This is a genomic window from Saprospiraceae bacterium (genome assembly GCA_016710235.1).
In the GTDB taxonomy this organism is placed as follows: Bacteria; Bacteroidota; Bacteroidia; order Chitinophagales; family Saprospiraceae; genus Vicinibacter.
The window spans coordinates 2,467,870-2,487,783 of the sequence record JADJLG010000001.1; the positions used below are offsets into that span (position 1 = coordinate 2,467,870).

At 37.6% G+C, this 19,914-nt stretch carries 16 protein-coding genes; 7 read left to right on the top strand and 9 right to left on the bottom strand.

Annotated features, from left to right (window positions below):
• Positions 1 to 32 precede the first annotated feature (32 nt).
• Positions 33 to 1,112, top strand: coding sequence for a bifunctional 3-deoxy-7-phosphoheptulonate synthase/chorismate mutase type II (locus IPI99_09910; GenBank protein ID MBK7340830.1), 1,080 nt, complete (start codon positions 33 to 35; stop codon positions 1,110 to 1,112).
• Here IPI99_09910 and IPI99_09915 read toward each other — a convergent pair.
• Positions 1,097 to 1,765, bottom strand: coding sequence for an ABC transporter ATP-binding protein (locus tag IPI99_09915; protein ID MBK7340831.1), 669 nt, complete (start codon positions 1,763 to 1,765; stop codon positions 1,097 to 1,099). The genes IPI99_09910 and IPI99_09915 overlap by 16 nt on opposite strands.
• Positions 1,766 to 1,991: 226 nt before the next feature.
• Here IPI99_09915 and IPI99_09920 point away from each other — a divergent pair, with 226 nt between their 5' ends.
• From IPI99_09920 to ribB, 3 genes are all read left to right on the top strand, one after another.
• Complete coding sequence (locus IPI99_09920; GenBank protein ID MBK7340832.1) at positions 1,992 to 3,209, top strand: glycosyltransferase; 1,218 nt, start codon at positions 1,992 to 1,994, stop codon at positions 3,207 to 3,209.
• A 175-nt stretch (positions 3,210 to 3,384) separates the two neighbouring features.
• Positions 3,385 to 4,434, top strand: coding sequence for a glycosyltransferase (locus tag IPI99_09925; GenBank protein ID MBK7340833.1), 1,050 nt, complete (start codon positions 3,385 to 3,387; stop codon positions 4,432 to 4,434).
• Entirely contained in the window at positions 4,434 to 5,531 is a 1,098-nt protein-coding gene (ribB, locus tag IPI99_09930) for a 3,4-dihydroxy-2-butanone-4-phosphate synthase (GenBank protein ID MBK7340834.1), read from the top strand. Before IPI99_09925 ends, ribB begins: the two co-directional genes overlap by 1 nt.
• A 541-nt stretch (positions 5,532 to 6,072) precedes the next feature.
• Here the strand turns inward: ribB and IPI99_09935 are convergent.
• Positions 6,073 to 6,660, bottom strand: a complete 588-nt coding sequence (locus IPI99_09935) for an aminodeoxychorismate/anthranilate synthase component II (protein ID MBK7340835.1) — start codon at positions 6,658 to 6,660, stop codon at positions 6,073 to 6,075.
• 45 nt (positions 6,661 to 6,705) lie between these two features.
• Here IPI99_09935 and IPI99_09940 point away from each other — a divergent pair, with 45 nt between their 5' ends.
• The 3 genes from IPI99_09940 to IPI99_09950 are packed head-to-tail and all read left to right on the top strand — an operon-like array spanning position 6,706 to position 8,953.
• Positions 6,706 to 7,707, top strand: a complete 1,002-nt coding sequence (locus tag IPI99_09940; protein ID MBK7340836.1) for an aminodeoxychorismate synthase component I — start codon at positions 6,706 to 6,708, stop codon at positions 7,705 to 7,707.
• Entirely contained in the window at positions 7,691 to 8,296 is a 606-nt protein-coding gene (locus IPI99_09945; GenBank protein MBK7340837.1) for an aminotransferase class IV, read from the top strand. The genes IPI99_09940 and IPI99_09945 overlap by 17 nt, the downstream gene beginning before the upstream one ends.
• Positions 8,297 to 8,953 carry a YggS family pyridoxal phosphate-dependent enzyme gene (locus IPI99_09950; protein MBK7340838.1) on the top strand — a complete coding sequence of 219 codons (657 nt, stop codon included), beginning with the start codon at positions 8,297 to 8,299 and terminating at the stop codon, positions 8,951 to 8,953. It abuts the gene before it with no gap.
• A gap of 11 nt (positions 8,954 to 8,964) precedes the next feature.
• Here the strand turns inward: IPI99_09950 and IPI99_09955 are convergent, their stop codons facing one another.
• From IPI99_09955 to IPI99_09985, 7 genes are all read right to left on the bottom strand, one after another.
• Positions 8,965 to 11,253 carry a T9SS type A sorting domain-containing protein gene (locus IPI99_09955; protein ID MBK7340839.1) on the bottom strand — a complete coding sequence of 763 codons (2,289 nt, stop codon included), beginning with the start codon at positions 11,251 to 11,253 and terminating at the stop codon, positions 8,965 to 8,967.
• A 92-nt stretch (positions 11,254 to 11,345) separates the two neighbouring features.
• Positions 11,346 to 12,329, bottom strand: a complete 984-nt coding sequence (locus IPI99_09960; protein ID MBK7340840.1) for a hypothetical protein — start codon at positions 12,327 to 12,329, stop codon at positions 11,346 to 11,348.
• Positions 12,330 to 12,370: 41 nt separating this feature from the next.
• Entirely contained in the window at positions 12,371 to 12,910 is a 540-nt protein-coding gene (locus tag IPI99_09965; GenBank protein MBK7340841.1) for a hypothetical protein, read from the bottom strand.
• A 131-nt stretch (positions 12,911 to 13,041) separates the two neighbouring features.
• Positions 13,042 to 14,085, bottom strand: coding sequence for an NAD(P)-dependent glycerol-3-phosphate dehydrogenase (locus tag IPI99_09970; GenBank protein ID MBK7340842.1), 1,044 nt, complete (start codon positions 14,083 to 14,085; stop codon positions 13,042 to 13,044).
• A gap of 10 nt (positions 14,086 to 14,095) precedes the next feature.
• A complete protein-coding gene (locus IPI99_09975) occupies positions 14,096 to 14,656 on the bottom strand; it encodes a hypothetical protein (GenBank protein ID MBK7340843.1) in 561 nt (186 codons plus the stop codon).
• A 28-nt stretch (positions 14,657 to 14,684) separates the two neighbouring features.
• Positions 14,685 to 16,511, bottom strand: coding sequence for a membrane protein insertase YidC (gene yidC, locus IPI99_09980; GenBank protein MBK7340844.1), 1,827 nt, complete (start codon positions 16,509 to 16,511; stop codon positions 14,685 to 14,687).
• A gap of 924 nt (positions 16,512 to 17,435) precedes the next feature.
• A complete protein-coding gene (locus IPI99_09985) occupies positions 17,436 to 19,895 on the bottom strand; it encodes a T9SS type A sorting domain-containing protein (protein MBK7340845.1) in 2,460 nt (819 codons plus the stop codon).
• Between the last annotated feature and the right edge of the window lie 19 nt (positions 19,896 to 19,914).

Here is a 19,914-nt window from a genome sequence, read left to right on the forward strand (position 1 = left end):
TTGGTTTACCTTTGCAGGCTTAGAAATCAAATATGATGCTTGCACCGGTTATAGAAAGTGGAAACAAAGCTATCAAACTAATCCTTGGGCCATGTAGCGCAGAATCTCCTCGTCAGTTAGAAGATACCATAGTCAGTCTGGGGGAATTACAACCGGATTTGATCAGAGCTGGTGTGTGGAAACCTCGCACGAGACCAGGTCATTTTCAAGGCATGGGAGAACCAGCCCTCGAGTGGATGACATTACTCAAGCAAAAGTATGGGATCAAATTCTGTACGGAAGTTGCCAATTCAGCACATGTAGAAGCTTGTCTAAAACATGGGGTAGATGTGTTGTGGATAGGAGCAAGGACTACAGTTAATCCATTTTATGTGCAGGAAATTGCAGATGCCTTAAAAGGGACAAAAATCCCTGTGATGGTGAAGAATCCGATCAATCCAGACATTTTTTTATGGATGGGAGCACTGGAACGCTTGGAAAAAGTAGGAATCAAGCGCCTTGCTGCTATACACAGAGGTTTTTCATTTTACGGGAACTCCATATTCCGGAATGTGCCAAGGTGGCAAATAGCTCTTGAGCTAAAACGTCAGTTACCTGAGCTTCAGATGCTTGTGGATGTAAGTCATATCAGTGGTAGCAGCAGGCATTTACTTGAAATCGCCCAAATTGCTCTGGATCTGAACTATTCAGGAATAATGGCTGAGATCCATCCTCATCCAAGTGAGGCGCTCAGTGATGCAGACCAGCAGGTCACCGCTGATTTTTTTAAACAAAATGTCTGGGATCGCTTGATCCAGCGCGGACCGGATATTACTGCCAGAGGTGATTTGGACGCTATTATCTCGTTAAGGGCTAAAATTGATAATATCGATCAAAGTCTCATGAAGCTAGTGGCAGAACGCATGAAAATAGCCGAACAAATCGGTATCATCAAAAAAGAGTCTGCAATATCTATTTTACAAGCAAACCGTTGGGAGGAAATTTTAACTAGTTTATTGGCAACAGGGAAGGAATTAGGCCTTTCAGACGAATTCGTTTCAAGTCTGATTGAGGCAATACATATTGAATCTATTCAGCATCAAAGTAAGAAAATGAATCAGTCGGAAGACTGAACGTCAATAATTAATCCGTTCTGCATAATATAGGTTTTATCAGTTTGTGATGCCAGCTGAGGATCATGCGTCACAATCACCATCGTAATATCGAATTCTGATCTTAGGCTAAGCAACATCTTAAAAACCTCGTCAGCATTTTCTTTGTCTAAGTTACCGGTGGGTTCGTCAGCAAATATAATTTTGGGTCTATTGATAAGCGCTCTGGCAACAGCAACCCTTTGTTGTTCACCACCTGACAGTTGTGCTGGTTTGTGGTCTAACCTATGGCTGACCCCTAAGCTTTCTAGTATGGGTAATGCCATTTTTGTGGCTTCAGAGATTGATTTTCCTGCAATATAAGCTGGCATACAGGCATTTTCCAATGCTGTGAATTCTGGCAGTAAGTGATGAAATTGAAAGATAAACCCAATGTTTTGATTGCGAAAAGCTGCAATTTGTTTCTTTTTCAATTTTCTTGTCTCGACGCCATTCAAAATTACCTGACCACTGTCTGCATCGTCCAGTGTTCCCAAAATATGGAGCAGTGTACTTTTTCCCGCACCTGAGGATCCCACTATACTGACTAGTTGACCCTTGTCAATGGACAGACTTACCCCCTTGAGAACGCTTGTATTTTGAAATTTTTTGACAATATCTGAACAATAAATCATTGATAGTTAGTTGATTATATAGTGAGTCATTTCATATCTGATCGATCTTTTCAGCTTTGGTATTACAATTGCCATAGCTATTTGGTGAGTAGATCGAAAAAATACTTGAATATATTATACATAATGTATGCAAAATAAAGCAAGTATTCGTTCTAAATGTGAAAGTTGCCTTAATTTTAGGCACTCAAATAATAAGCTCTTCCCTAAATGAAATGAATTTGGTACAATGAATATTTTACAACTCTGCAAAAAGTATCCTTTCCCGCTCAAAGATGGTGAAGCTATTGCTGTGGTAGAGATGAGTAGGGCTCTGGTCGATCAGGGTTGTCAAATGGATCTTCTGGCAATGAATACATTTCGCCACAAAACCAATATTGGCAATGTGTTGCCGGCAGAGCTTGCACATTATCATGAAGTGACAAGTGTAGATGTAGACAATCAAATCAGGCTGAAAGATGCATTTTTAAATTTATTTTCTCAAGAATCTTATCATATCTCCAGATTTGTCTCTGAGGCATTCAGATTAAAATTGATTGATTTACTCAAGAATAATCATTACGACGTTATCCAGTTGGAAACATTGTATTTAGCTCCGTACTTGGAAGATATCAAAGCACATTCTGATGCACTCATAGTGATGCGAGCACATAATATAGAGCATGAAATTTGGGAAAGAATTGCGGGCCAGATCAAATTTTTGCCTAAGCGCTTTTATTTGGATTATCTCAGTAAAAAACTGAAAAATTTCGAACTGGAAAAGTTAAATCAATATGATTTTTTAGTGGCGATAACGGAAAGAGATCTTCTCCAATTCAAAAGTATGGGTTATAAAAATGGATGCATAGCTGCACCGGTGGGATTCCACTTTCCGGAATACAAAGCTGAACGCAAGGACATCAAAAAGCCTAAAAGCATTGCATTCATTGGATCCTTAGATTGGATGCCGAATGTGGAAGGCTTGTCTTGGTTTTTGAGAGAAGCCTGGCCAAAAGTTCAACAGAAATTTCCTGAATTAAAATTTTATATCGCGGGTAGGAATGCACCTGAATCCATGTCACATATTTCAAGTACATCGGTGAAGTATGTGGGTGATGTAGAGGATGCTAAGAAATTTATCAATGACCATCCGATCATGGTTGTGCCATTGCTGGCCGGTAGCGGTATCCGGATTAAAATTTTGGAAGGTATGGCATTAGGACGCGTCGTGATCACTACAAGTGTTGGCTTAGAAGGTATTCCAGCCCAGCATGGCAAACATGTGCTTCTGGCCAATACCGCAGATGAATTTGTAAAGGCAATTGAAAAATGTATTTTGAATGAAGACATTGCCTCTCAAATCAGCCTAGCTGCAGAAAATTTTGTAAGACAAAAATTTGACAGGTCAACTATGGCATCTCAAATTGTGGAGGCTTACAAGCAAGCACTTCACGCTTATCATTCATAGTGCAACTTGCATTGAGGAAATGATTATCTTGTGTATTATTTTTTTTGTTTCTCTGTTCTTAATTCTCCACAGTTATATTTTTTTTCCTGTCAGCTTAAAACTGATTTACAAATTTTTTCAAAGTAAATCGGCTCCCAAAGAAATTGAGCCCCAATTTCCGCAGGTTTGTATCATCATGAGTGTTTACAATGAAGAAAAAGTCATTGAAAAAAAGATAAAATCAATAATTAACAGCCATTACCCCGCAGAAAAATTGAGTATATACATTGGGTCAGACGCTTCTTCAGATGGTACAAATGCGATAATGAGACAATGGGCATCTCAATATCCTCGTTTTAAATTCTTCGAATATTCAGAACGAAGGGGAAAATCAAGTGTACTCAATGATTTGTTGGATGAAATTCTCAAAGACTATAAGCCCGATCCTGATATAATTTATGTGTTTACCGATGCCAGTGTGTTTTTAGGTGAGGAAACGATACAAACTCTCATTCAGAATTTTAATTCTAAGGAGATTGCGTTAGCCGATGCGCGCATTGTTCCTGTAAGTCAATTACAAGGTGGAATTTCGCATTCCGAAAAATTTTATTTGGGACGGGAAGCAGATATTAAATTTATGGAGGGCGAAATATGGGGATGTATGATGGGAGTATTTGGTGGGTGTTTTGCTGTGCGTTCCAATTTTGCATGTAAAGTTCCTCCACAATTAGTAGTGGATGATTTTTATATTACCATGAGGGTTTTGGAACAAGGTGGCAAAGCGATTTATGACAATAAAGCGGTGTGTTTCGAGGGGATACCTGATGAAATGAAAGAAGAGTTTAAACGAAAGAAAAGAATCAGCTCTGGCAATTTTCAAAATTTAATAGCGTTTTTACATTTCTTATGGAGTGGTCCTTTAAGTAGGTGGTATTGTTATGTTTCGCATAAAGTATTGAGGTGGATGGGTCCTTTTTTCATAATCGGTATGTTGGCAAGTTCCTTTGTGCTGTGCATGATGGGATTATGGTTTTTTCGTTGGCCCTTTATCAGTTTATTGATTCTTTTTTTGTTTTTTCCCCTTCTAGATTATTTCCTTTTTAGTTTAAAAATACGAATCCCAATGTTGAGGCATATTCGCTATTTTGTAATGATGAACATTGCATTATTTTCAGGGTTTATTAACTTCAGTCGGGGGATTCGCAAAAGTTCTTGGGAACCTCCAAAACGAATGAACGATTTATAATGATCAGCAATATTGAATCCGCAATTTCAGATATCCGCAATGGTAAGTTAATTATTGTGGTAGATGACGAAGACCGAGAAAATGAGGGTGATCTCATTTGTGCTGCAGAAACAATTACCCCGGATGTAGTGAATTTTATGGCTACTCACGGGCGAGGATTGATATGCACTCCGATAGAAGACAGGAGAGCAGAAGATCTTCAATTACCTTTAATGGTGAGTAACAATACTGCATTACACGAAACGGCATTTACCGTTTCTGTTGACCTCATGGGGCATGGTTGCAGCACAGGAATTTCAACATATGATCGAGCCTTGACGATTCAAGCTTTGGCCTTACCTGAATTTAATGCGGGAGATTTTGCCAGGCCAGGCCATATATTTCCTCTGAGGGCAAAACCTGGAGGCGTATTGCGGCGGACAGGACATACCGAAGCTACAGTCGACCTGTCCAGATTGGCTGGTTTACGCCCTGCGGGTGCTTTGGTAGAGATATTGAACGACGATGGCAGTATGGCAAGGATGCAAGATCTGGTTGAAAAAGCTGTAGCCTGGAATCTTAAAATGATAACGATTCGGGATTTAGTGGAATATAGATTAAAAAAGGAGAAGCTGGTTACCATCGATCAAGAATGGCATACCGACTCAGAATTCGGACCTCTGCATTTTATCGTTTTTAAACAACTGGATAATGGTATCTATCATGTTGCTATCCGGTGCGGCAAAAAGTCAAATCCTTCTGAAGATTTGATCCGTGTACAGTATTGTGATGCCATGAGTGAATTGATAGATTATCTGGGAAGATCCAGGCAATCCTCATTGTTCAAACTGCTACATAAATTGCAAGGAGAAGGAGGCGGTCTTCTTCTCATTATTCAGAATCCTGAGAAGAATGTACATCCATTGACAAAAATCGCAGATAAACATTTAGACCAGGCCACAGCTTCACATGCGGATCTGAGAGATATTGGGATAGGTGCACAAATTCTTCGGGAACTTGGTGTGCAAAAAATGCATCTCATCACCAATCATCCCAAAAAATTAGTCGGTTTGGAAGGTTATGGCTTGCAGATATTATCCCATAGAGAGATGAATTAAAAGCTTTTAAAGTTTATTTTTTTGTCTTTGCGCATTGGGTATTGCTGATTTGACCTTAATTTATTTTCGTTTATCAAAGGGCCTGTTTTGGGACTCGTATTATAGTCTGAAACTAATATAAACTCCTTGAATTTATTTATTGAGAATTATTTGAATACCAGCTTTTAGTTTGTAGACTACTAATCTTTGAATCCAGAGGCTTAAGCTCCGAGAATTGGCTTCATCAGGCAGATCAACTTTTAAGTTTTTTTGAAAGAAAAATTGATTCCAAAACTCTTGTACTGCCTTAAATGAAACTTTATTGCACATTTAATGAATCCCTAATATACCTTGTTTCCAAAGATATTATTGTCAATTCTGTCAATAAATATTCAGAATATTTTACTTTTATTCATGTTGCAGTTTTAACACCGGCTTTTAGAAGAAAGAATCTACGTTTTGGTTTTATGCTCCCAACTTCTTCTAGCAGTCAGAATTATTATTGTTTGTGGGTAATTAACGTATAAGACTTCTTAACTAAACACTATGTTAGTTCAATATTTCACTCAGATAGCCATCTGCTGATCATAGTATGTCCCAGCGGTGTGAGAAATGATTCAGGATGAAATTGCAGGCCTTCTATTTTTCGCGTTGGGTGGATCAAACCCATGATCATCCCGCTGCTTGTTTGACAGCTGATCTCTAAAATGTTGTTGCTCATTTTTCGATCAACATACCAGCTATGATATAGCCCAACTTCAATCGGTTCGCTTATGCCGAACAAAATGCTCTTTGGGTTAAGCTTAGGGGAGATTTCAATCTTTTCCTGGATGCCATGAGCTACCTCCAATTTTCTTTCCAATTTCAAGCCAAAGTGTTGTGCTATGGCTTGATGACCCAGACAGATGCCCAGAATATCGTGAGTTGGAATACATGTAATCAAAATTTTTTCCATTAATGGGAAATCTTGTGGCTTACCTGGTCCAGGGGAGAAGATTATTTTATCAGGCATACCTTCTAGATTAGTGTCAGTATATTTTCCTGAAACGATCATTACACTTGCATTCTGGGCTTCAAGTAATTGCACCAAGTTATAGGTGAATGAATCTTCATTATCGATGACACAGACCCGAATTCTTGCTCTTTTCATGAATTCCATATAACTTTCCGGCTTAAAGATAATTGTTCTGTTCCAATGTCAGAATTATACAGACCATATGCAGATGTCATAAACAATATAAACCGGTGTTACGTAAGTAAAACACCGTTTTTATTTGCGATAAACTATAGTAAGACATTGGGTATATTTACAACGACCTCGCCATTTGGATTGAATGCAAAGATCAAAGCTGAGATCAATCATGATCACAATGTAAAGGCATTTACTCTGCATTCTAATCTTGATGAGAAATTAGTGTTTCAAAAAGAGTTTCTTAGTTTTCAAACTTATCAATCTAAATTTGAAAGGGTGGTGGATCACCTGAAATTGGGTAATAGTTATTTGCTTAATTTAACCTTGAAAACTCCTATTGCAATTAATCTTTCTTTGGAACAAATATTTCATTTGAGCAGCTCCAGGTATAAACTTTTAGTGCCAGGTCAGTTTGTGTTATTTTCTCCGGAGAGATTTGTTAGAATAGAGAATGGTATGATCTCTACAAATCCTATGAAAGGTACTACAGACGCCGATATTGACAGAGATGGAAGTGGACTTTTAATGAGTAAAAAAGAGAATGCAGAACACAATACAGTTGTCGATTTATTAAGGAATGATCTCAGTATTGTTGCTGAAGGCGTCCGTTTGCGGCGGCTAAAATACATTGAAAAAATAAAAACCAGATTTGGATCTTTGTGGCAAATGAGCTCAGAAATTGAAGGGCACTTACGAAAAGAATTTTTGCAACAGCCCGGATTTATTTTCGATAAACTGTTGCCTGCAGGATCAATATGTGGCGCTCCTAAAAAAATGACATGTCAAATCATTGATGATGTCGAGGGATATGATCGGGGTTTCTATACCGGTGTTTTTGGATATTTTGATGGGAATTCAATCGATAGTGCTGTGATGATTCGATTTATAGGTATTGATCCTGATGGTTCCCAATACTATTGTGCAGGAGGAGGGATAACTGCTCAATCCATTTTGGAAGACGAGTATACGGAGTATAAAAATAAAATTTATGTTCCTATATTTTGAAACAATAGCTCTTATCGATGGAAAATTGAGGAATATCGATTTACACATAGATCGAATGAAGCGCTCAATTTTATTTCACCATGGTATTGAAATGACCTGGAATGTGAACTTAAAATTATCTTGTATCAAAATCAATAGCAAATCAAAGATTCGCGTTAAAGTAATGTATGGTCCTGAATCGTATCACATTGACATAGAGTCTTATAAACCTGTGATACTAAATCAAGTAATTGTTAAGAATTCAAATTTGGATTACAAATGTAAATATGTGGACAGAAGTAAGTTAAATGAGTTAAATTATAACTTACCACGTGATTGTGAAGTTCTGGTAGTCAGGAATGGCTATATTACTGACTGTCTGAAGTATAATATTATCCTTAAAAAATCGACAGAATGGTATACGCCGGAAACTTTTTTATTAGATGGAACCATGCGAACATTTTTATTACAAAGTGGACTAATTAAAACTGCATGCATCCGTATTGAGGATATTCATCTGTACGAATCCTTCAAATTGATCAATGCAATGAATGATTTCGATGAATCGCCCGAGTATCCAATTAAGATGATCCAAATCGCGAAGAGTTAGATGAAAAAGTACCAAGAAGTATTAACTGAAGCCAAGAAGTATAGTGCTCAATTAATTGTTGTTTCGAAATCGCAAGATATTGACAAGATCAAAAGTTTATACGATTTAGGATGCAGGGATTTCGCAGAGAATCGTGTGCAAGATTTGCTTGAACGAAAAGCAGCTTTGCCTGGAGATATCCGTTGGCATTTGATTGGTCACCTTCAAACTAACAAGGTCAAATCAATCGTCACATTCATCCATTCAATACAATCGGTAGATTCTGTAGACTTACTTAAAGTCATCGATGGACAAGCATCAAAGGTTGACAGATCTATAGATGTATTATTGGAAGTTAAAATTGCATTAGAACAAACGAAATTTGGATTTAGTAAAGAAGAATTATTTGCATTCTTAGAATCAGCTGACTACAAGAAATTTCACAATAGTCGGATTTGTGGTCTGATGGGTATGGCTACATTTACTGAAGATGCAAAGATCATCAGGAGTGAATTCAAATCATTAAAAAGTATTTTTGAAGAAGTGAAGCGATTTCACATCTTTCCGGATGAGCAATTTGTAGAGTTATCTATAGGTATGTCTTCCGATTACAAAATTGCATTAGAGGAGGGCAGTAGTATGCTCAGAGTCGGGACATTAGTTTTTTCGGATTTGTGAAAAAATATAGCTCAGTTTTTTACAAACTGATAAGTAGAAACTTGATTATTTTGATTGATTTGGATGAAATAACTACCTGAAGGCAGTGACGAAACATTAATTTCATCAGCGGTGTTATTTGCTCCGTTTTGAAGAACGGGAAGGCCTAGCAGATTATAAATTTTCCAATTAATATTATCTGAGTAATTGTGATATATATGCAAAACATTCTGGACAGGATTGGGTGTGATTTGAGGGACATTGACCTGAGGAATTTCTTTCGTACTGACTATAGTTCCATCTGTCCTATAGTGGGTTTTATAAAAACTGATTCCGCCTCTTCTATTACCAACTACCATTTCCAATATATGATCATTATCGATATCGGCAATTGAAATGTGGGCATTTTCTCCTTCTCTCAACTTCCCAAAATCGGAGCTTACCAGTTTGAATTTACCATCCAAATTGTTTTCAATTTCTGAAAACAAATATATATTTCCAAATATGTTGCCTGCAAATAAAGCAAAGGAATTGTTGAAATCTACCACAAATGGGCAAGCATGGACTCGACTACCATAACTGTCAAGTAGGGCCATTCCCAGGCAATTTGTGGTGCCTGCAGGATCAAATTTTGGCGATATTTTAGTTCCTGTGTTTTTAAAATAGAAAAAACTACCACAGGCATTGCCATTCTGATTGTTATTGACTCTGGTTCCGATAACAATATCAAGGAGTCCATCGCGATTTAGATCAATGAGTTGCGGGCTAATATATGAAGCAAGAGATATATTTTGGAAGTCAAAAATCGGTTTAGCAAAAGAAAATACATTTCCTGGGCCTGCATTATTCTTACAAAAAATTAAAGAACCTTCATTCGTTCCCACCAACATATCCAAATCCCCATCTCCATCAATATCTCCAAAACTTGGTGCAAAGTAGTTGAGCTGGTTTAACTCACTCAGCGAATTAAATCCTAGATAATCCTCATCTTTTAGTGTGTATTCGGGATTGAGGATTGTGCCCGTATTTTCATACAAAATCAAGCCTGCTTTTAGTTGTGAACCACCTGTTAGTATTCCTTCAGTTCCAACAATGATATCTTGTAAACCATCTTGATTGTAATCGACAAATACCGGATGAGTTCCAAATCCCCAATCTACCATTTCATCAGCAAATAGGTTGTTTTGAATATACTGATAATGTGGACCGAGGATTCCAATTATTTTCCTATAGTACCATAAGTTATTGATATTGTCACCAGATCCAATATTTGGGCTTATCAATATATCCCTGTTCCCATCATGATCGATATCAGCTGCAAATGCAGCAGGAAATAATTTCATACTGAATGTTTTATCTTCAGAATTCCAGTGTGAATCCATCCTGTTCATCCATGCGTCTTGTGAACTGCCGCCATTGTACAGGGCAATTATTTTGTCTGAAGAAAGATCTCCAACGATCATATCTTGATCATAGTCGTCATCCAGGTCTATGCTGAGAATCGTTGAGCCGGCGTGTCTCTTATTGTTGTTGGAATGGAATCCTGAAGCACAGCTGTCTTTGCTGTTACTCAATTTGATATCGGAATTAAGTCCACTTTCAACAAAGCCGCCATAACATCTTTCCCTATAAATAAATGCGAGAGTGTCTTTTTTGAATCCGCGTTCTTTGACCACATTCTGAAACCATGTAACTTGATTACTTCCAGGTTCAAACGTAAGGATATCCATATCTCCGTCATGATCGATATCGTCAAACGCAGGCACATCAGAATAGTCTACAGGAATTTGACTGATTCCACTTCCAATTGGAAAATACAAAATATTCCTAGTACCAAAGGTTTGAAAAATAGAAAATGCAATGTGGCCATTTTCATATCTCCCTTTGTAAACTTCAATTCCGGGTACGATTTGAGTGTTGAATGAACTAGCAAACAAATCAGGAATACCATCACTATCAAAATCCTTCATGATGAGCCAATCTTGTACAGCAGGAAAATATTGTTTGTAGGATTGAGCATACTCGTATATTTTTGATGTCGGATTATAAATAAAAGGTGTGATTACATTTCCCGTCCTATCAAAAATTACCAAATCCAATATTCCATCTTGATTGATATCTCCTTCACTAACTTGGGCATTATTAATCCCACCTGCTCCTGCAAATGCCAAGATTTTTCCACCTTGGATTACTTTGATGTCTAAATATTTGAGCTCCTGGGACGTTAAATGGAAAGCGGTGACAACAAACAATAGAAATATACAAATGAATTTACTTATCTGACTCAATATAAATAATTTGCTAGACAATGTTTTGATCATTTTCTGTGTTTGAATTTAAGTCTGATAAATAAAATGAGTGCCTAAGCACTATTGTCTGTATGACATCCAATACAGAACGTCCGAAAAGTCAATTATTGATTGAACAATCCATCATAATTATTTCCACTGCCTTGTTGCAGAGTTTCGCGTTGAGGTATAGGAGCATCCAATTTCATTTTTTCTCCGGTACCCATGAGTAGAAGTTTTGATTTTTCTTCGTACTCTTGGAGCATTTTCAAACCCTCTTCTTCGAATACGCCGTTTTGGAGATCTACCGAATTCATGAAATTTTCAGACAATTCCATAAATCTTTCCATTTCGCCTACTTTATTTGCTACATCATCAGCGATGTGCTCGAGCGCTTGGTCAAACATCATTCTTTGATCTGCGTTACCTGTGATTACATTCATCGCTGATTTCATGGCGCTATGTGAGGCACGTATTGCTTTTCTTTCTTCTTGCTTTAATTTGACTTGATCTTTGGTATCTTCAAGCAAGATTTCTGAATTTTGGTACATTTTAGTCAAAACTTTACTTAAAATGTCCATTTTTGAAAGCAAGTGATTGTATTTTTCATTCGTTTCTTGCAATCTTGCAGCTTTACGGGTAGCCAATACCATTTGTGGTTCTTGTCCTTGATTTCTCGCTACCTGTGCCATTCTGAGCTGAGTTTCTATTTCTCTGCTGTTCTCTTGCACATTTGTTGTTAATTTTCGAATCTGCCCTTTTAACACTCCGATTTGCTCGCTCATTTTGGCAAGATTATCTTCAAGACTTTCAATATAATTTTTCAAAATACCAATGGGATCTATAGTGACAAACAATCCTGTGATCCATCGCATCATGCTTTTGTACATGTAGCCTATAAGCGTTCTCATACGAGGATCGAGAACCATGTAGATTATCGCACCTAATACAAGTAGCATTCCTGCCAGATAAAGCGTGTTTGATGCTAAAGCTATAATTTGTGGAAGAAACTTGTAGAAAAGAGCCCCAGCTCCTAGTATCAATCCCCCAAGGACAACAGTCCCGGTAATACCTTCTGGTCTGTTCCAAAAACCTTTTGGTTTTTCCATCCCACTTGGTCCTTGATTTATTGTAGCCATATTTTAAAAAATTATTGTTGTAAAGTTTGAAAGTCTGATTGAATTTTTTCCCGGATAGTTTCTATCGTTCTTTTAAATTCTGCTTTTTTATTTTGTATTTTTTCTTCGTTTGACTTAATCTCGGCAACGAGGCGATTTGATTCTTCACCTGTATTCGCAATTTTCTGCTCTAATTCTTTGATTTGGTTTGCCAGATTTACTTTTAATGCTTCCAAGTTTTCCAGCATTTCTTGTTTTGCCGTCACTTTTTGAGCAAATTGATTTTGTAAGGCATCATCAAATTTCAATTCTTCTTTTTGAAGCAATTCTGAGAAATTCTTTGCAGATTGAAAAATATCTTGTTTACTCACACCCATGGTTTTGGCAGTAGTGAGCGTTGACTGAATGGCCACAGTTTCATCCATAGCCATTTGTTTCAGACTATGGATGGCTTGTCTGTATTTGATATAGTCAAATTGATTGCTCGAAAGCCGCGCTATACTGTCACTTAAAACCTTCAGGCTATTGGCATCAATTTCTGACGGATTAAAATCGTACATTGCTTCAAGCATAGAACTTTATTTTCAAGCGAAAGTAAGCCATTGTTGTAGATATAACAAGTTTTTGCCCAAAGAATTCCTTCCTGATTTCATTCTTAGACCAAGAGCTAAGGGTGTCGATTAAACTCCTAAATTTTTTTCGATTAAATAAAATCAACATCAGGCAGAAAAGGATACCTCATGAGAAACTGAATTGCTTTGTCAACGCTCAGATTGTCAAATACTACACTGTAGATCATAGACACAATTGGTGTTCGAAGATGATAATATTTGCTGAGTGATTGTGCGATGCGGACAGTCCTCACGCCTTCGACAACTTCGTCAACGGACTTCAATATATCCTCTCTCTTTTCACCTGAGCCCAGCCTCATCCCAAAACTGTAGTTTCGACTTTTGTCGCTCGTTGCAGTTGCAATTAAATCACCTATACCTGCAGTACCTAAGAATGATCGGTGTGTAGCACCTACAGCCTTTCCGATCTCGATCATTTCTCTCAAACCTCTGGTGATCAACATAGCCTGAATGTTTTTTCCTAATCCCTTACCTGCGAGGATTCCTGCTCCCAAAGCTATGATATTTTTAAGTGCCCCTGCCATTTCCGCGCCAATCATATCGTATGAACCAAATACAAAAAATCGCTTACTGGCCATCACCTCTTGTCCCGCATGAATGACTTCATCAAATTCACTGGCAATCACACATGCTGTTGGCTGTCCTTCCAAAATTTCTTTGTATAGGTTGGGTCCGGCAAGACATCCGACTCTCAATACCGAACTCTCTTCCCTGATGACTTCACTCATCGTGTGGATATTTTTTCGGGAGATGTCTTTCTCGAAAAGTTCATCCATTGAAAAACCTGTCACATCTATTCCCTTTGTGCCATGAATCAGTATATGAGAGGGTTTCAATAATGGTGACATGCTTTGAATTGTCTTTCGAAAGCTTTCTGAAGGAACTACAGGAAAAATCAAACTGCATTCTGCACAAATTTCTTCAAGAGAGTTTGTAGCGCGAATTGCCGGATTTAATACAACACCTAAGTGTTCATGAGTCAGATTTACTTTATCAACTAGCTCTTTCTTTCTAGAGAATAACAGCACATTTGTATTTGCTGCCAAAAGTGTGGCGACAGTAGTCCCAAAACTTCCTGCACCCACGACCCCCACACATTGGCGTTTTGTTCCCATGTTTTAATTCCTAGCGGTTTTCCGGGTAAATTGGTTTCAGTTTGCGCAAGATATCATCAACCAATACTTCCAATTTTTTTAATGCCGCAGGAGCTCCATGGTTATCCATTACCTGATTTCTCATACCTGCATCATTGATCATGATAATTGTATTGTTCAAGTCAGGTATAAACATTTTTGGATCTTCCGGATAAGTGTGGTTCAACTTAAAAAAATTTGCACTATCTGCAGCTGCTTTAATTTCATTCCACACTTGATCATTGAGCACATAATATGATGATCCCAAGCGATCGACATTATTTTTTCCGAGAAAGTGTACCAGACCGTTTTGGTAAATCACCAAATCATAGGTCGGACACATCCCGAAACATGCGGTTCTCCTTAACATCAATAAGCTGTCCTGTCCCAGATGAGTAGTATCCGCGACAGTTAAGTTTTGGGAAAATCTTGGCAGTGGTATAATTACAGGCGGAGGTGTACTTATTTGCGAGTCTTGATCCGTAGGTTTACTGATTTTTTTGCAGCAAGCAGAAAATAACAGAGGAACACAAGCTAATAAAATAAATCGCATAATCAATGACTTGAAGTGTGAAAAAATATTATTTCTTTTTCAACTTTTCTTGTTGAATTCTTTGCTGTTCTTTCATCAAAGATTCAAATCTATCCCTGAATCCTCCTTGCTTTTTGGGCTTTGATTTATTCAATTCAAGCTTAGCCCTTATTTTTTCTGTGTCAAACAAGAAGTTTTTTCCTAAAATAGTCTGTGCGATATTGAGTAAGTTAGAAAAGAACATGTATACAGTCAATCCTGCTGCAGTTTTGTTGAACATAACCCAAAACATTACAGGCATCAGATATTGCATATAAAGCATCGCTGGATTTGACGAAAAATCCATTGATTTTGATGAGTAATATGTAAATACTAAAGTCGAAAGCATCCACAAAAAGGCAAATAAACTCACTGTAGCTCCAAACATAGGAATGGAAAATGGTAATGTTGCAAAGACATCATACGAAGTAAGGTCTGTAGCCCACAAGAATGATTCCTGTCGGAATTCAATAGTGGCGGGAAAAAATCGATAAAGTGCAATCCATATTGGCATTTGCAAGAGCAAAGGAAAACATCCACCCAATGGATTCACTCCGAATTCATTGTAGATTTTCATCGTTTCCATTTGCTGCTTCTGCATGTCATCTTTATACTTGGCTTTGATTTTGTCAATCTCAGGTTTCAAAGCAGTCATCTTTGCCTGCGATTGTAGCATTTTGTAACCTAAAGGAAACACGACTATTTTGACGATCAATGTCATCAGTAATATGAGAATACCCTTACTCCCGATGAAATTCTCCAAAAACAAAAACAGAGGTCGAATGACATATCGATTGATGGTTCCGAAAACACTCCATCCATAAGGTATTATAGATTCTAGATCCGGAGCAGCATTCTTTAGATTTGAATAAATATTTGGACCGATGTACCACTGCAAATTAGTTTGTCCTCCTGAAAATTGGGATGCAGGTATTTCGAATTTCGTTTTTATTAATTTCAAATTATCTGCATTCTGAGGTAACATCACAGTCTCGTTTTCTGCATTTACAAAATCAGCGGAACTGATAATGCTGGAATTGAAAAATTGGTTTACATGTGATATCCACTGTACCGACTTTCCTTGCAGTGCAATTTTGTCATCTTTTGTACAAGAGCAGTAATCCGGATCCTGATCCTTTTCTTTAAAATACACTGAACTGTAATTTCTCTCATAGCTTGAGTTGGCTTCCAGATGATTGAGATAATTGTTCCAGATTACAGCTATACTGGAGTCGGGAATTTTTCCTTCAAATTTGATCTGGTGATCCAGAATATAATGACCCTCTTTTAAAGAATAACTCAATACTAATTTGGATTCCGGAGACAATGAAGTTTCGAATTCAATTTCTTGATTAGAAGATTTCCGGATTTGGAATATTAGATCCTTTGTTGAAATCACTTTTCCTTGTACAGGTATCAGGTACTCAAACACATTTTTCTTATCGTTCATCATCATCAGGGTTTCCTTTTGATCATGTCCGGATTGGTCTTTGAATATTCTGTTATATTTCGAAAGCTTGACGCTTTTAATGGCTGCGCCTTTTGAGCTCAATTCTATTGCCACGAGATCATTTGACAATGTTCTGATTTCTTCTTTTGTCTGTGAAATGCTGTTGCTGTCAATTGAGCTGCTGTCTGCTATAGCAGACTTGCGGTTTTGGTTGGCAGAGTTCGAATCAATAGTTGTATTTGGAATCGATTCGGTCAACGCTTTGAGGGAGTCCTGTTGATGCTGTTTGATCTTGGCAGCTTCCATTTCTGGTTGGAAAAAAAACTGATTCCAGACCATGATGACTGCAAAAATTAAAATAAAACCTATGATTGTATTGCGATCCATGTTTCTTTTAAAGTTCGCAAAGCTACGATTTATGAGTGGGAACGTCCCAAAAATCATGGATAAGTTAGGCCGAAATTCCGACCAATCATTCTAAATCACCTTATATAATATTACTTTATAATGTATAATAAACTGAAAAACTATCCTGCACTTCTGCAGGATAGTTTTTATAGACAGTAGTAGGTAAGTATATATTTTATCGATATGATTCATTTTTAAAAATACCCCGAGTCCCGGGAACTCGAGGTTACCTTACCTATTACTCCTTAAAGGATGTAATAGATGAGGCATTTTTCTCTTAGAACAGTCTTTCTGCCCTTGTTATCGCTGAATTCCTCTATAAGAACCTCAAATCTTTCGAAACGCTGCTTCTGAGAATAAATAATTTTATATTAAGATAAAGTATAATATATAAAGACCTATTATACAGATGTTGAGTCTGTAATGTCAATAGATTTAATCAAGTTTTTACAATAATTTTATCCTGATACCTGGATTCATTTCTCGATTGGTAATAGCTGGGGATTTTAGATAAATTTCATTCGCTGAGAATGGGGAAGGCACTCGATTTCTACTTATTGTGGATTTGTCCAATTCCCACGTTAGGTCTTTAAAACTTTGCTTTCCGGTTTTCATCTTTGGTAGAAATCCGTGGCTTAAATTGAGAGTCAATTTCAGCAATTACACTATGTTTGGCTTAAAATGAGTTTGGGATAGAATTGCTGATCTAGCTAAACACACATCTTGCAACAGAAAAGCTATAACGCAGAAATTATTGGAAAACGTAAAGCATTGGAGAATGATCTTGACTTGAGCTTGTTAGGCCCGTCCACTTTTAATTTGCTTCGTACAATGGATTCCACTCCTATATGATTTGAACTCCAAAAATTAAATTAATCTTATTGATTTGACAAAAAATCAATCTTAATGAATAATTGCAATTCTCTGAACATACCTTTTTTCTTGACATAAGATGGAAATGAAGTAAATACCTGTTCTCAAATCAGAAATATCTAATGAATTTATACCTTTTTTGAGCTGTCCTACTTTATGGCGAACGCCATTCTGATCCAAAATCATGAATCCATTTTCAATAGGATTACTGCATTCAATATATAAGATCTCATTGACAGGATTTGGATAAATTTTTACTTTCTCGATCACAAGATCTTTTGAAGCCACTGTCAATAATTCAATGGGTCCATAAATTTTTTGACAACCAATGGCATCAGTTACCCTCAGTAAATAAATCCCTTCTTGGATTTGACTGAACCTAAATCCCGTTCCAAGCAATTTTTGATTGATGTCCAACCATTCTAATGTATATGGTGGAGTTCCACCATAGATGTTAGTTTCCAAAGAGCCATTGGAACCATTTGGGTCACTTGGATATTCCTTTTTAAACGCTATGGTATCCATGAGGGAGACAGGGGAGAGTATGGAGTCGATGTTGGTATAGCATCCAATAGGATCTTGCAGCTGATAGTTGAGATCGCCTTTAATAAGTATTTGAGTCCATTTTGAATCACCCGTTATTGCAGTAGTATCTCCTTCTATAAGTAAAATGAAATATGATGTATCATAGATAGATTCGAAATTAAGATATGCATCCCAGCCATTTTCAGCACAGCCGCGGGTTTTAACTGAATCTAGAGTCACCGTTATGGATTCGAGCAGTGTTAACACTGAAGTGCAGGATGAAAGATTGCCCGAGGCATCTTTTGCGAAGTATTGAATTTCTTGTCGTCCTAACTGTATAGGTACATTGATTTTATTTTCAGGTGTAGTCCAAAATGTATCTGTTATACAATTGTCAGTAATGACTGGCAATGGAATCAAATCATGACAATTCAATGTAATAGAGTCAGCAATGCAATGGATGATTGGAGAAAGCGTATCTAATATTCTGATGTCAACAGAATCTTTAGTTGAGTTTCCAGAACTGTCCTGAGCGATTACAATCAATTTTTTATTGCCCAAGTCAGTACATTTAAAACTGTCTAAAGAAAAAATTAGGTTTACCGGATCACACTGGTCACTCGCTTGTAGGATGACATCAGCACCATTCAGTTTTGCTTTCCCTGTAGATGAGAGATAGACATTTGTTGATTTAAGTTTTAAGGTTGGTGCTAAACTATCTTTGGCGGTAATTTTAATTTCATTCAAAAGGGTACAATTCGTTGCATCCGTTATGGTAAATTTGTAGGTCCCCGCTGCTAAATCATCTATCCTGAATGTGCTGTCTCCATTACTCCAACGTATTTTATATGGATCATTTCCAGTAATGGCATGAATCTGTATCCTTCCTGCCTTTTGAAGCGGGCATGTGGGTGGTATCAAAGAATCTACAACAAAATCCATCTTAACATCAGGACTCAAAACATTAAATTCTGCTTGTTGTGAACATTGTTTTGAATCTTTCACGGTTACAGTATATACTCCGGCGGCTAGTTTCTTTATTGTGCTTCCGGTGGCTCCATTTGACCAAGAATAACTCAATGCTCCAGTACCTCCCGAAGCAGATACAGTGATTTCGCCCGTAGCATCACCTAAGCAATTGACATGAACAAGTTTAACTAAATTAATATGTATCTCTGTAGGCTCTGTGATCGTTTTGATCACCATCCCTGTGGCACCGACCTGATCTGTTGCAGTAACTTGATAAGTGCCTGCCGAAAGTCCGGTTAAAGTTGCTCCGCTTGCACCATGGGCCCAATCATAATTATAAGGCCCTGTCCCACCTGATGCGGATACAGTAATGCTACCATCGGCAGAGCCGGCACAGGTCAAATTTTGAAATGAAGTTACATTTACCGTAAGCGGTGGAAGTGACATCAATGTTCCACTAACTTCATCGGTGACTTGTAGATCATTAGAATTACCTGATGGTATATCAGCTATAATTGCACAGGTTGTTGCTGTAATAGTATTTCCTCCGGCGCTTGAAGGAGCTTTCCAATTCACTGTCCATGATACAGCAGGACCACCACTGAAGTTTTTTGCAGGATTATGCTCCCAATATGTGCGTCCCCCTGAGGAGGTCAAAGTGGAACTAGAAGAAGCACCACTAAGTGTACCTGCATTTGCGCCATTGGCATCCAAAATGACAAGTTGAAAGCCTCCTCTTTCTGCAAGAGAAAGTGGAACACTTGAGTTGTTGATAGTAAGAGTTAAAGTATAGTTTGCACCTGGGCTAATAGTGGAAGGAAAGCCGCCAATGGATACAGAACCATCCAAATTGCCGGATGATCCTTGAATATGGCATCCTACCATGCATGTTGACTCTCCAGCAGCGCCGGTCCTACCATCAGGTGGGTTGGCTGAATTTGCCAGAATGATTATAGATAGAGCTATTAAAGCAAATAGTTTTAAATGTTTATGCATGAATTTCAATTCTTGTTAC

What these genes read in the sequence shown, in the direction of transcription:
- IPI99_09950 (MBK7340838.1), top strand. Translation starts at nt 8,297, where the DNA reads ATGAAAAAGTACCAAGAAGTATTAACTGAAGCCAAGAAGTATAGTGCT.
- yidC (MBK7340844.1), bottom strand. Translation starts at nt 16,511, where the DNA reads ATGGATCGCAATACAATCATAGGTTTTATTTTAATTTTTGCAGTCATC.
- IPI99_09960 (MBK7340840.1), bottom strand. Translation starts at nt 12,329, where the DNA reads ATGGAAAAACCAAAAGGTTTTTGGAACAGACCAGAAGGTATTACCGGG.
- IPI99_09920 (MBK7340832.1), top strand. Translation starts at nt 1,992, where the DNA reads ATGAATATTTTACAACTCTGCAAAAAGTATCCTTTCCCGCTCAAAGAT.
- IPI99_09940 (MBK7340836.1), top strand. Translation starts at nt 6,706, where the DNA reads ATGTCAGAATTATACAGACCATATGCAGATGTCATAAACAATATAAAC.
- IPI99_09910 (MBK7340830.1), top strand. Translation starts at nt 33, where the DNA reads ATGATGCTTGCACCGGTTATAGAAAGTGGAAACAAAGCTATCAAACTA.
- IPI99_09970 (MBK7340842.1), bottom strand. Translation starts at nt 14,085, where the DNA reads ATGGGAACAAAACGCCAATGTGTGGGGGTCGTGGGTGCAGGAAGTTTT.
- IPI99_09915 (MBK7340831.1), bottom strand. Translation starts at nt 1,765, where the DNA reads ATGATTTATTGTTCAGATATTGTCAAAAAATTTCAAAATACAAGCGTT.
- ribB (MBK7340834.1), top strand. Translation starts at nt 4,434, where the DNA reads ATGATCAGCAATATTGAATCCGCAATTTCAGATATCCGCAATGGTAAG.
- IPI99_09965 (MBK7340841.1), bottom strand. Translation starts at nt 12,910, where the DNA reads ATGCTTGAAGCAATGTACGATTTTAATCCGTCAGAAATTGATGCCAAT.
- IPI99_09945 (MBK7340837.1), top strand. Translation starts at nt 7,691, where the DNA reads ATGTTCCTATATTTTGAAACAATAGCTCTTATCGATGGAAAATTGAGG.
- IPI99_09935 (MBK7340835.1), bottom strand. Translation starts at nt 6,660, where the DNA reads ATGAAAAGAGCAAGAATTCGGGTCTGTGTCATCGATAATGAAGATTCA.
- IPI99_09985 (MBK7340845.1), bottom strand. Translation starts at nt 19,895, where the DNA reads ATGCATAAACATTTAAAACTATTTGCTTTAATAGCTCTATCTATAATC.
- IPI99_09975 (MBK7340843.1), bottom strand. Translation starts at nt 14,656, where the DNA reads ATGCGATTTATTTTATTAGCTTGTGTTCCTCTGTTATTTTCTGCTTGC.
- IPI99_09955 (MBK7340839.1), bottom strand. Translation starts at nt 11,253, where the DNA reads ATGATCAAAACATTGTCTAGCAAATTATTTATATTGAGTCAGATAAGT.
- IPI99_09925 (MBK7340833.1), top strand. Translation starts at nt 3,385, where the DNA reads ATGAGTGTTTACAATGAAGAAAAAGTCATTGAAAAAAAGATAAAATCA.